The 12611-nt window shown below is 55.1% G+C and carries 10 protein-coding genes and 1 tRNA gene; 6 read left to right on the top strand and 5 right to left on the bottom strand.

Features of this window, described 5'->3' with window-relative positions; all coding sequences use genetic code 11:
• Nucleotide 1: 1 nt before the first annotated feature.
• Nucleotides 2–1567: a UDP-N-acetylmuramoyl-L-alanyl-D-glutamate--2,6-diaminopimelate ligase gene (locus HCR00_RS00540; protein ID WP_167141885.1), complete on the top strand. Its 1566-nt coding sequence runs from the start codon at nt 2–4 to the stop codon at nt 1565–1567.
• Between the two features lie 30 nt (nt 1568–1597).
• Here the strand turns inward: HCR00_RS00540 and pdxR are convergent, their stop codons facing one another.
• On the bottom strand, nt 1598–2962 hold the full coding sequence (gene pdxR / locus HCR00_RS00545) for a MocR-like pyridoxine biosynthesis transcription factor PdxR (RefSeq protein ID WP_167141888.1): 1365 nt from the start codon (nt 2960–2962) through the stop codon (nt 1598–1600).
• An 83-nt stretch (nt 2963–3045) separates the two neighbouring features.
• Between pdxR and pdxS the strand changes: the two genes are divergently transcribed.
• From pdxS to HCR00_RS00560, 3 genes are read left to right on the top strand one after another with little or no spacing between them, the layout of a single operon-like run.
• Nucleotides 3046–3942, top strand: a complete 897-nt coding sequence (gene pdxS / locus HCR00_RS00550) for a pyridoxal 5'-phosphate synthase lyase subunit PdxS (protein WP_166985241.1) — start codon at nt 3046–3048, stop codon at nt 3940–3942.
• Nucleotides 3936–4547 carry a pyridoxal 5'-phosphate synthase glutaminase subunit PdxT gene (gene pdxT, locus HCR00_RS00555; RefSeq protein ID WP_166985238.1) on the top strand — a complete coding sequence of 204 codons (612 nt, stop codon included), beginning with the start codon at nt 3936–3938 and terminating at the stop codon, nt 4545–4547. The genes pdxS and pdxT overlap by 7 nt, the downstream gene beginning before the upstream one ends.
• A gap of 60 nt (nt 4548–4607) precedes the next feature.
• The gene (locus HCR00_RS00560; protein WP_167141891.1) at nt 4608–6128 is read left to right on the top strand and encodes an APC family permease; all 1521 of its coding nucleotides are present in this window, start codon (nt 4608–4610) and stop codon (nt 6126–6128) included.
• Between the two features lie 45 nt (nt 6129–6173).
• Here the strand turns inward: HCR00_RS00560 and HCR00_RS00565 are convergent, their stop codons facing one another.
• From HCR00_RS00565 to HCR00_RS00580, 4 genes are all read right to left on the bottom strand, one after another.
• Nucleotides 6174–6992: an inositol monophosphatase family protein gene (locus HCR00_RS00565; RefSeq protein WP_166985232.1), complete on the bottom strand. Its 819-nt coding sequence runs from the start codon at nt 6990–6992 to the stop codon at nt 6174–6176.
• Between the two features lie 103 nt (nt 6993–7095).
• Nucleotides 7096–7168: transfer RNA gene (locus tag HCR00_RS00570), tRNA-Lys, on the bottom strand.
• Nucleotides 7169–7289: 121 nt separating this feature from the next.
• Nucleotides 7290–8594, bottom strand: coding sequence for a Na+/H+ antiporter NhaA (gene nhaA / locus HCR00_RS00575; RefSeq protein WP_166985170.1), 1305 nt, complete (start codon nt 8592–8594; stop codon nt 7290–7292).
• Between the two features lie 114 nt (nt 8595–8708).
• The gene (locus HCR00_RS00580; RefSeq protein ID WP_166984537.1) at nt 8709–8975 is read right to left on the bottom strand and encodes a hypothetical protein; all 267 of its coding nucleotides are present in this window, start codon (nt 8973–8975) and stop codon (nt 8709–8711) included.
• A 97-nt stretch (nt 8976–9072) separates the two neighbouring features.
• On the opposite strand from HCR00_RS00580, the gene ilvD reads away from it, so the two are divergent.
• Together ilvD and HCR00_RS00590 are read left to right on the top strand one after the other, a co-directional pair.
• A complete protein-coding gene (gene ilvD / locus HCR00_RS00585; protein ID WP_166985167.1) occupies nt 9073–10767 on the top strand; it encodes a dihydroxy-acid dehydratase in 1695 nt (564 codons plus the stop codon).
• A gap of 41 nt (nt 10768–10808) precedes the next feature.
• Entirely contained in the window at nt 10809–12605 is a 1797-nt protein-coding gene (locus HCR00_RS00590; RefSeq protein WP_166985164.1) for an acetolactate synthase large subunit, read from the top strand.
• Nucleotides 12606–12611: the final 6 nt, after the last annotated feature.

Below are 12611 nucleotides of genomic sequence, written 5' to 3' on the forward strand. Positions count from 1 at the left end.
CATGTTTTTGCCTGAACTTGCTGAGCTGCTTGGAGCCCGCATCGTCCCTGTTAGGGGCGGTGCGGGCTTCGCAGTGTGTGATACGAAACTGCTGGATGCTGCAGCGTTTAACAAAACTGAGGTAACCGCAGTAACCCATAATTCTCAGTGGGTTACCCCGGGTGCGCTATTCGTGGCTATAAACGGTGATTCAGTAGACGGGCACAAGTTTGCTGCTGCGGCAGAGCAGGCGGGAGCTGTTGCTGTGCTTGGCGAGGGTCGAACCGCAGCCGACGAAAGCAATCTGCCCTATTTACAGGTGCCCAATGCGAGACAGGCTCTAGCAGACGCCGCGGTAGCGCTCACAGGTGATCCAAGCGCTGACCTTCGAGTGATAGGTATCACCGGCACAGACGGGAAAACAACCACCAGTTGGCTGACGAGATATATCCTGCGCGCTACGGGCACCTCAGTTGGGATGCTGTCAACGGCCGGATACGAGCTTGCAGACGGCGAATTGCAGCAATTTGAAGGGCGTTTTACCACTCCAGAGGCGCCGCAGGTGCAGCAGATTCTTGGTGAAATGCGAGATCAGGGAGCAACTGCGGCGGTGATCGAATCTTCCAGCCATGCGCTGCTTATGGAGCGAGTGCGCGGTGTGAAGTGGGATGTCGCTATCTGGACGCACATCAGCCCAGAGCATCTCAACACTCACGGCGGCATGGAGGGCTACTTCGCAGATAAGCGCAAGCTTATCGAAGCTGCCCCTTTCGCGGTGTTGAACGCTGATGATCCCTGGTGTGAGCGGCTGCGCGGTATTGCGCCGGAAGAGACCACCTACGGTGTCGACAGTGAGGCAGAATGGCGTGCTCTAAATATTGCGGAAACAGCATCGGGGATCGACTTCACGCTGCAATACCCCGGTGATGACCGCGAGGGCAACAACGTTGATGCCTTTGCGCAGACACAGGCGCATCTGCCAATGCTCGGAAGATATAACGCATACAACGCGCTAGCAGCTATTGCAGCGGTTAATCGACTTGGCGTGTCTGTGCCTGATGCGCTTAGAGCCTTGCGTGAATTCCCGGGTGTTCCTGGGCGCATGCAAACTGTGCAGGAACCGCAGTCTGACATCAACGTTGTGATTGACTTTGCGCACGCAGAGAAGTCGCTTGAAAAAGCCTTGCAGGCGTTGCGCGAGGTGACCGAGACTGAGCTGTGGGTTGTTGTTGGTGCTGCGGGTGGCACACGCGACCCCAGTAAACGTGAACCCATGGGCAGGATTGCGACAACGATCGCCGATCATGTTGTGTTTACCGAGGACGACCCCTACTTCACTCCTGTGCAGGAGATTATTGCGCAAATGACAGCGGGGGCGGATGCTGCAGGTAATAGCAACTACACGGTTATTGAGGATCGCACTGCAGCGATTAATTTTGCCGTTACGAATGCGCCAGCAGGAGCAGTGGTTTTGCTCGCGGGCAAAGGGCCAGAAAGCACGATTGAACGCGCGCACGGATCCGCCCCCTGGTCGGAAATTGCAGCAGCTAAAACCGCTCTGAATCTACGCAACTCTATGCGCGGATAGTGTTTAACGGGCCACCCAGCTGTTAAACCTCTATGCCTTAGCGGCTGCGGTAATTGCGTGCAGTGCGCTGATTAGCTCAGCATCTGGTAGCGCGCCAAAACCGAACACAATACCGTTTTGGTAGTTTTGGCCAGCCCAGTATGCATCCAGTGTGCGCACGCGGTACCCTTGCGCTGCTACAGCGGCTGTCACTAATTCAGCGGGGCGCTCTGTCAGCAGAACACTGTGCAGACCGGCATTTATCGGCAGCAGTTTTGCGGCATTTAAATTGCTCAGCAGCTCTTGCACTAAATTGCGACGGCGTTGATAGACACGTTTGGCGCGCTGTGTGTGACGCTTTAAATGACCGCGTGCGAGAAACTCAGAGAGGGCTGCTGCGGTGACAGTGTTTACGGGAGAGCCAAGATCTTGCTGCGTTCGTTGTAGCAGGGGGCGCATGGCTGGGGGTGCGATTAGATATCCAACATTTAGTGCGGGATCGAGCAGGGCTGAGAAACTTCCCAACAGTATCGTGTGCTGCGGCGCGAGACTTGCTAGCGTTGGGAGCGCTGAACCGTTATACCGCAGCTCTGAATTAAAGTCATCTTCAATTAAGAGTGTGTTAGTTTGGGCGGCCCATGTCGCTAACGCCACTCGCTGCTCGCCCGCTAACGGGTCACCGCTAGGATACTGGTGATTGGGAGTGACCAGGGCTGCATCGGGAGCACTCACTGCCGAAAGTTTGGGTGAGATTGTGGTCATGTGTTTACCCAGTGCGGAAAGCGCTAAGCGCAGGCCCGGGTAGCCGGGTTGTTCCACTCCCACTGTGCTGATTGCTGCACCGAGTGTTGTGCTTAAGAGCTGCAGGCCGCTTCTTGCTCCAGCCGTTAAAATTACATCTTTCGGATCCACCAGCATGCCGCGACTGTGGCGCAGGTGGTCGGTGATTTGAATGCGCAGATTTGTCAGCGGATCAGCTTGGGTGTGTTTTAGTGCATCGCGCCAGACGGCGCGCCAGGCGGGAGTGTTGAGGAGAGTAACGTCGGGGGCGCCCGGTTTTAGGTCGATGAGATCGGGTGCACTGTCGTATGCCTCACTTGGTGCTGCATATTGGTTTTTGAGCGCGGTTGCTGCCGAGTACTCTGAAAATGCGAGTGCCGGATTTACGCGCGTGCCCGAACCTCTTAGCGGCAGGAGAATTCCTTCGGCTGCAAGCTCTTCAAAAGCTGCGATCATTGAACCGCGTGACACTCCCAGCTGCCCGGCGAGCGTGCGGGTGCTCGGAAGGTTGTCTCCCGGGGTTAGTGCTCCTGTTTGCAGCAGAGAGCGAATCCCCTCCGCGATTTGTAGGGGCACGGCTAGCTCTCTGCTCTTATCGACTGTTATCGAGATTTCTGTGGTCGTTTCAGATCGCACACTCAAACCTGCCTAAGTGGTCTATTGCAACACGCAAAGTTTGGCATATTGCTTAGACCACTTTAGCGCGATTGAATGTTGCTATGACTGATAACAACACTCAAACAGCAGGCACTCGTGTGAAGCGGGGTCTCGCAGACATGCTCAAAAACGGTGTCATTATGGACGTCGTAACCCCGGAACAGGCGCGCATCGCTGAAGATGCCGGCGCCAGCGCAGTAATGGCACTGGAGCGCGTGCCGGCCGATATTCGCGCGCAGGGAGGCGTTGCTCGCATGAGCGATCCCGACCTAATCGACGGAATCGTAAATGCTGTCTCGATCCCGGTAATGGCAAAGGCGCGTATCGGTCACACCGTGGAAGCGCAGATTTTGGAATCGCTCGGCGTCGATTTTATTGATGAGTCAGAGGTGCTGAGCCCCGCTGATTACACACACCACATTAATAAATGGAATTTTGATGTGCCATTCGTGTGTGGCGCAACAAACCTCGGCGAAGCGCTGCGCCGCATCACAGAAGGCGCGGCAATGATTCGTTCTAAGGGCGAAGCCGGCACCGGTGACGTGTCTGAAGCGGTGCGCCATATGCGAACTATCCGCGGTGAGATTAACCGCTTGCGCAGCCTCGACCGAGATGAGCTCTTTGTTGCTGCCAAAGAATTGCAGGCGCCATACGACCTGGTGGCTGAGGTTGCAGAAACCGGCAAACTCCCGGTTGTGATGTTTGTCGCCGGGGGAGTTGCAACTCCTGCTGATGCTGCTCTTGTGCGGCAGATGGGCGCTGAGGGTGTCTTTGTTGGATCCGGTATCTTCAAATCAGACAATCCAGAAAAGCGCGCAGCGGCAATCGTAAAGGCAACAACCCTCTACGACGATCCGGCAGCACTGGCTGAGGTCAGCCGTAATCTCGGCGAAGCAATGGTCGGTATCAACGTCGCCGATATTCCCGCCCCGCATCGACTCGCGGAACGTGGATGGTAGCCGGCGCAGAATCCACCACTGCTGCGAGCACACTGCTGATTGGTGTGCTCGCACTGCAGGGTGGGGTAGAGGAGCATATTGCTGTGCTGACAGAGCTCGGCATTGCAACGCGCAGAGTGCGCAGGCCCCTCGATCTTGCGGAGCTTGACGGGATTATTATTCCCGGCGGTGAATCCACTGTGATTGATAAATTGGCGCGCTCATTCGGGCTTGCTGAGCCTTTGAAAAACGCTATAACTGATGGGCTACCAGTATTTGCAACCTGTGCCGGGTTAATCTATCTCGCACAGAATATCGAGGGGAAAGCTCCGGGGCAGGAAACACTCGGAGTGCTGCCTGTCACAGTCAGGCGCAATGCGTTCGGGCGGCAGACAGAATCGTTTGAGACAAGCCTTGTTGTTGACGATCTAGAGGTGCCGGCTACCTTTATTAGGGCCCCTGAGGTGGTGTCGGTTGCTCCTGGAGTTGAAACTATTGCGCAGCTACCTGGTGGGCGTGTTGTCGGGGTGCGTGCCGGTAATATAACAGCCTTTTCTTTTCATCCAGAAGTAGATCGAGATGCTCGTTTGCACCAGCAGTGGGTGGCTAGGATCCCTCGAAAATAGCGATCCCTGCCCGTTAAGAGTATGATTTTAGCGGAACAACACAACTGCGAAGGAGCAGGCATGGAGAGATCTGCACTCAGCACTGAGGCACAAAGTGGCGGTAAGAACCTCGGTAAAGGCTTAGCAAACGGCGCTCTAGGGGTGGTCGGCTCAACCATAATCGGTCTCGCCTCAACCGCGCCGCTTTACTCACTTGCTGCGACTTTGGGGTATGTAATCATCGCGGTTGGAGCACAGGCGCCAATCGTGTTTATTATCGCCAGCATCCCGATGATTTTCGCCGCATTGGCCTATCAGGAGTTAAACCGCGAGATGCCCGATTGCGGCACCACTTTTGTTTGGGGCACAAAAGCTTTCGGGCCGGTCATCGGCTGGCTTGGTGGCTGGTCTGTTGCCGTCTCCTCGGTGATGGTGCTCGCGAACGTCGGTGAGATTACCGGCCAATACTTCTGGCTTCTGCTCGGTAATGAAGAATTCGCTAGCAACCGGGCCATTGTTGTGACCACCTCTGTGATTTTTATTGCTGTGATGGTGGGAATCAGCATTATTGGTGTGCAAATCGGTGAGAAGCTTCAGATGGTTCTCGTTGGGATCCAGATATTTGCGATGGTGCTGTTTGCGGTGCTTGCTCTCGTGCACGCTTTGAAAGGCACATACGAAGGATCAACTGACTTCGACTGGGCATGGTTTGATGTCACGCAAATCAACAGCTACTCAGGGTTTATTGAGGCCGTGCTGCTCGTCCTCTTCATCTACTGGGGTTGGGACACCTGCCTCGCGCTTAACGAAGAAACCAAAAACCCACGCACCACTCCAGGCAGAGCTGCGATGCTGTGCATCATCGTCTTGATTGTGCTGTACGTGGGTGCCGGGGTTACCGCAATGATGTTTGCCGGTTTTGGTGATACCGAGTTTGGCTTGACGAACGCTGCACACCTGGATGATGTGTTTAGCGTTCTCGGTAGCGCACTGTTTGGCCCGTGGGGTTGGTTCCTGCTGCTGTCGGTGATGCTGTCTGCGGCGTCATCAACACAGACCACGATCCTGCCCACCGCACGCGGCACCCTGTCGATGGCGGTGTATCGTGCGCTGCCAGATAAATTTGCGCAGCTGCACCCACGCTGGAAGACGCCGTGGTTTTCAACTCTAATTCTGGGCATTGCTGCTATCGGCTACTATGTGCTTGTCTCAGCAATCTCTGAAGATGTGCTGGCCGACTCTCTCACCTCAATGGGGCTCGCAGTTGCGCTCTACTATGCGATTACCTCATTTGCGTGTGTCTGGTACTACCGTGACACGCTGAAAGACAGTGCTCGAAACCTGTGGATGCGCGGCATTATCCCAGCTCTCGGCGGTCTGATGCTCGGTTATGCTTTCATCCAGAGCGCGCTAGATATGCTCTCAGAGGGATACAGTGAGACGGTTATCCTTGGGCTTGGTGGCGCCTTCGTGATAGGAATCGGAGCCATCCTCTTCGGTATGCTGCTGATGGCGGTGTGGTCTCTCTTCCCTGGAAGCAAACCATTTTTCCAGGGCCGCAGTCTAAACCGCGACACCCCTGTGCTGGTGCCAGACGAGTAGACCGGAGCGGAGTGTAACGCAGCGCAGATGATCGGGTAGCGAGGGTTAACGCACCATCTCTAATACCCTGTCGTGTAGTTTGCCGTTGCTTGCAAAAGCGCTACCCGACCAGGCGGTCTCGTTGCCCTCGATATCCGTGAATTTGCCACCTGCTTCGCTCACAACAACTGCAACAGCGGCAACATCGTATGATTTGATATCGAACTCACCGACGATATCGAGCAGACCTTCGGCAAGCGCCATATAAGAGTATGCGTCACCGTAAGCGCGATCACGCCACACTGCGCGGCGCAAGTTTAATAGCGCATCCAGTTTGCCAGCCTCTTCCCACTGTTGGATGCTTTGAAAACTGAGAGATGCGTCTGCCAAATCAGCGACCCCGCTCACAGACAGCCGCTGTGGCGGATTGGTGCCAACCTGTTTAAACGCACCGTGCCCCTTTAACGCCCACCAGCGAGTATTCAGAGCGGGCATAGACACAACCCCGAGCTCCGGTTTGCCATCGACCTCTAAGGCGAGCAGCGTTGCCCAGTTAAAGATGCCGCGTAAGAAGTTATTTGTGCCGTCGATTGGGTCAAGAATCCATTTTCGAGTGCTCGTGCTGTTGGCTTCAGGGTCGGTGTGAGCAGGGCTGTTTCCCGCACCGGTTTCTTCACCAAAAAATTGGTCGTTCGGGCGATCCGCAAGAATTTTTGCGCGCAGTGCCTCTTCCACCGCTTTGTCGGCATCTGTGACGTAGGTGCGGTCAGGTTTGGTGCTGACTTGTAGGTCTGCAGCTTGGAAGCGGGGGAGTGCGATACTGTCAGCGAGAGAAGCGAGTGAGAGCGCGAACTCTAAATCGGCTGTGGTTGCAGAGCTAGACATCTTCGGCCTTTCGTGAAAGCGGGTGCTGCAGAAATTAGTATAGGGACTATCGAGTAGAGAAAGTAAAAACCCTGGAAAATCAATGATTTTCCAGGGTTTTTCGTACACCCCCCGGGACTTGAACCCGGAACCCACTGATTAAGAGTCAGTTGCTCTGCCAATTGAGCTAGAGGTGCGCGTTGCTTTTGACAACAGATAAAACTTTAACACAGCCGCTGGTCGGAAGCAAAACACAATTTAGTCAGCGTGTCTGCGCAGTGGTTAAGCTGTAGCAGTGGCGATTCCACCGTTACGGGTTCAGTCGTCCTGTAGCTCCGACAGCTGTTTCTCGTTGCGCTCAACCGCAGCCTGTCGCTGTTTCTTCGGCTGGTAAAGCAAGATAGAAGCCAAACCTACCGCAAGGAGTGAGGCGCACATAACAGCAAGACGCGCAGTATCCTGATCTGCCGGATCGGTGAAACTGAGTTCGGCAATCAGCAGGGCAACTGTGAAGCCAATACCGGCGAGAGATGCGACACCGATGAGCTGTCGCCAGGTGATGGAGTCATCAAGGTTTGCGCCATTAAATCGTGTTACCAGCCATGTCGTGAGAGTGATCCCGATTGGCTTGCCAAGCACCAAACCGGCAATCACGCCGAGAGCAATCGGGTCAAACGGAAAACGAGCTTCTCCATGGATCGACACCCCTGCTGAGAAGAAAGCAAAGACTGGCACAGCAATTCCGGCAGAGAGCGGAGTGAAACGATAAGCCAGACGCTCAGCGAGATTCAACCCGTGTTTGCCCTTGACCGGCACAGTAAACCCGAGGATAACTCCGGCAATCGTCGCGTGCACTCCAGAGATAAGGAAGAAAGCCCACGCAACAACACCAAGAGGCAGCAGAAGAAACCAAGCTAGCCAGTGATGCTCATCGAAGAATTTTGTAAATTTTTGCGTCAGGAAAGCGTAGATAAGGATTGGGACGGCTGCCGCTGCAAGCGCCCAAAGCTGAATTTCGCTGGTGTAGAAAAGCGCGATTATGAGGATAGCTATAAGATCGTCTACCACCGCGAGTGTTAGCAAAAACATGCGCAGCGCTGTTGGCACGCCGGGAGCAATCAGCCCGAGCACAGCGACTGCGAAGGCAATATCGGTAGCGCCCGGAATGGCCCAGCCGTGAGCGCTTGGCTGCCCGAAATTGAAGGCGAGGTAAAAAAGCGCAGGAGTCGCTACACCGCCAAATGCGGCAGCGATTGGAACAATCGCGGTTGAGAATTTACGCAGTTCGCCGTGCACAAACTCGTGTTTCAGCTCGAGGCCGACGAGGAAAAAGAAAATAGCGAGCAGACCATCTGCCGCCCAGTGCCCGACGCTCAACCGCAGCCCGAGCTCTTCGGGCCCAATATAGGTGCCACGCAGGTTAAAGAACCAGTCTGCGGCGGGTGAGTTCGCGAGGATAAACCCGAGCAGTGCTGCGCCCATGATGATGAGCCCACCAATCATTTGCGAACGCAGTAATTTGCCGACGCGGTTTACCTCACGTTTGCGAGCCAGGCGCAAAATTCTGCGCCTGCGGCTTTGCTGACTGGGAGCAGACTCTACGTGCTGGGTTGTTTCTGCCACTGCTGCCTCGATTCAGGTTATAGAAACAGTAAATGTTGGAGTTCCCGAAGCGTACTGTTGCTGATTATGAAAACTAACGGTAAATAGTTTGCGTAATCGGCCGCTAGAGTGCCTTTATCTTACTCGTTTTGCGGCCTTCTTAGCCGCCTTTTCACGTTTTGCGTGCTCTTTACGAGCTGCTTTTCCACGTGCGATGTAGTCTTTGTCATTTTCTGACTTGCGCACTGACGCAACGGCGAGGATAAAGCTGAGCACCCAGCTCAACCAGACTACATAGCGGCGCCAGTCTGCTGGCATTTCTTTTGTCTGTTTGCGCACACCGAGTGCACCAAGCAGTGAGCCAATCACACCCATATTAGTAACGTAGCGACCAACACCCATTTTGCTGCCTTTCTACAGAATTTAAGCGAAAACTGACACCTAGCCTACCGTGCCGGTCTCGTCACAATCTGTGTGTTTGAGGGCTAGAATAGGTTGCATGGCTGAAATCGATATGAAACCTCGCAGTCGCGATGTTACCGACGGTATTGAAAAAGCTGCCTCGCGCGGAATGCTGCGTGCGGTCGGTATGGGTGATGCTGACTGGGATAAGCCGCAAATTGGTATCGCAAGCTCATGGAACGAGATCACTCCGTGCAACCTAAGTCTTGATCGTTTGGCACAGGGCGCTAAAGAGGGAGTGCACGCAGGAGGCGGGTATCCGTTGCAGTTTGGCACCATTTCAGTGTCAGACGGAATCTCTATGGGCCACGAGGGCATGCACTTTTCATTGGTGTCGCGCGAGGTGATTGCTGACTCCGTTGAAACGGTAGTTATGGCAGAGCGCCTTGACGGCACTGTTGTGCTGGCAGGCTGCGATAAATCACTGCCGGGGATGCTCATGGCGGCAGCACGCCTTGATCTGGCGTCGGTTTTTCTTTATGCCGGATCGATTGCACCGGGTTGGGTGAAACTCAGTGACGGCACCGAAAAAACGGTAACTATCATCGATGCTTTCGAAGCTGTTGGCGCTTGCAAGGCGGGCACACTCTCTGAAGAAGACTTAAAGCGCGTAGAGTGTGCAATCGCCCCTGGTGAGGGTGCTTGCGGTGGAATGTATACCGCTAACACTATGGCGTGTGTTGCAGAAGCTCTTGGGATGAGTCTGCCGGGCTCAGCCGCACCACCGAGCGCTGACCGCCGTCGCGACTACTACGCGCACCGCTCTGGCGAAGCGGTCGTAAACATGCTGCGCCAGGGGATTACCGCTCGCGACATTATGACGAAAGAAGCGTTCGAGAACGCAATCGCTGTTGCGATGGTGCTTGGCGGCTCTACAAACGCTGTTTTGCACCTGTTGGCGATAGCGCGTGAGGCTGAGGTTGAGCTTACACTCGATGACTTTAACCGCATCGGTTCTAAGGTGCCGCACCTGGCCGATATGAAGCCGTTCGGTCAGTATGTTGCACAAGATTTTGATCGTGTTGGTGGCATGCCAGTGATCATGAAGGCGCTGCTTGATGCGGGTCTTTTGCACGGTGACGTCATGACAGTCACGGGTAAGACGATGCGCGAAAATCTTGAAGAGCTCAACCCTGCACCGCTCGACGGTGAGGTTGTGCGCACACTCGATAATCCACTGCACGCAAACGGCGGCCTAACCATTCTTGGTGGTTCTCTTGCACCTGAGGGTGCGGTCGTGAAAACCGCTGGTTTCTCGCTTGATGAGTTTACCGGCCCAGCCCGTGTGTTTGACCGCGAACGGGCAGCGATGGATGCGCTGACCCGTGGTGAGATCAGTCATGGTGATGTTGTGGTGATCCGATACGAAGGCCCGAAGGGTGGCCCGGGAATGCGCGAAATGCTCGCGATTACCGGCGCGATCAAGGGTGCTGGGCTCGGCAAGGATGTGCTACTCTTGACGGACGGACGATTCTCAGGTGGCACAACCGGCCTGTGTATTGGTCACGTTGCGCCAGAGGCCGTTGATGGTGGCCCTATTGCTCTGGTGCGTGATGGAGACTTAATTAAGGTTGATATCACTAATAAGACGCTCGATCTGCTGGTAGATCCCGCTGAGCTAGAAACCCGAAAGAACAATTGGGCTCCGCTGCCGCCACGCTACACTAAGGGCGTGCTCGCCAAGTATTCCAAACTTGTGCGCTCAGCCTCAGAGGGTGCCGTGACCGGCTAAAACATAAATTAGTTTTTATTTCTTCTACCAGGAAAGAGCAAATGAGCACTGTCTCAGGAAGCGAAAATCCACAGTCAATAGCCGATAGTATCCGCATGTCCGGTGCAGAAGCGGTGTTGCACAGCCTATACAACTTGGGCATCACAGACGTCTTCGGTCTGCCCGGTGGTGCACTGTTGCCGTTTTATGACGCGCTAGCAACCACTGAACTCGACCTGCGTCACATTCTTGTAAGGCACGAACAGGGCGCCGGTCACGCAGCTGAAGGTTATGCCGCTGCAAGTGGCAAGGTCGGCGTCTGTATCGCAACGAGCGGCCCGGGCGCCACGAACCTTGTGACCGCGGTCGCTGATGCCTACATGGATTCAGTGCCGATGATTGCCATCACCGGCCAGGTTTTCTCGCACCTGATGGGCACTGATGCGTTTCAAGAGGCAGACATTATTGGCATCACGATGCCAATTTCAAAGCACTCATTCCTCGTAAAGACAGCGGCTGAGGTGCCGAAGGCGCTTGCCGCGGCGTATCATCTTGCAACATCCGGCCGCCCAGGCCCCGTTGTCGTGGACATCACTAAAGATGCGCAAATTGAAGAGTTCGATTTCGTTTGGACCCCGAATGTAGACCTTGCCGGCTACCGTCCTGGCACTAAGCCGAATAGCAAGCAGATAACAGCCGCAGCAGAACTGATCGCCGAGGCTGAGCGCCCAGTGCTTTACGCCGGTGGCGGTGTAGGGCGAGCGGGAGCTTCTGCAGAGCTCAAAGCGCTTGCAGAGCTGACAGGCGCCCCGGTCGTTACCACCCTGATGGCCCGCGGCGTCTTTCCGGACTCACACCCACAGATGCTTGGAATGCCCGGTATGCACGGCACAGTGCCAGCCGTTTTGGCGCTCCAAGAAGCCGATCTGCTGATCGCGATTGGAACTCGCTTTGACGACCGTGTGACGGGGAAGGCGGCAGACTTTGCACCACTCGCAAAGGTGATCCACGCCGATATTGATCCGGCAGAAATTTCAAAGATCCGTTTCGCGGATGTGCCAATCGTGGGTGATGCAAAAGAAGTCATCTCTGATTTGATTGGTGCCGTCTCAATTCAAAAACGCAACGGGCAGGGGCGCAGCCTTGACGCATGGTGGAGCCGTCTGAACGAGCTGCGCGAAACGTATCCGCGTGGTTACCAGCCAACCAGTGACGGTCTTATCGCGCCGCAGAAGGTTATCGAACGCTTGGCGGAGCTCTCAGGCCCCGAGGCTGTGTTTGCAACTGGTGTTGGGCAGCATCAGATGTGGGCTGCACAGTTCTTAAACCACGAACGCCCCAACGCATTCTTGAACTCAGGCGGTGCTGGCACAATGGGCTACTCCGTGCCAGCAGCGATGGGTGCAAAGGTGGCGCAACCCGATCGCGTTGTGTGGGCTATTGACGGCGATGGCTGTTTCCAGATGACCAACCAAGAGCTTGTGACCTGTGTCACAAACAACATTCCGATCAAGGTTGCAATTATCAATAACTCTAGCCTCGGTATGGTGCGACAGTGGCAGACCATGTTCTACGACGGGCGCTACTCGCACACCGAGTTGAATACCGGCCACGATACAATACGTGTGCCTGATTTCGTGAAACTCGCAGAGGCCTATTCGTGCCACGCTATTCGTGTGGAGCACGAAGATGAGATTGATGACGCTATTAAAACGGCGCTGGCGATTAATGATCGCCCGGTAGTGATCGACTTTGTTGTGAGCGCAGACGCTATGGTGTGGCCGATGGTGCCCCAGGGGGTTTCCAACAGTGAAGTGCAGTACGCTCGTGAGGCGAGCCCAGAATGGGAAGAGGAGTAAATCACA

Origin of the sequence: Canibacter zhoujuaniae (assembly GCF_011752005.1) — a bacterium.
In the GTDB taxonomy this organism is placed as follows: domain Bacteria; phylum Actinomycetota; class Actinomycetes; order Actinomycetales; family Microbacteriaceae; genus Canibacter; species Canibacter zhoujuaniae.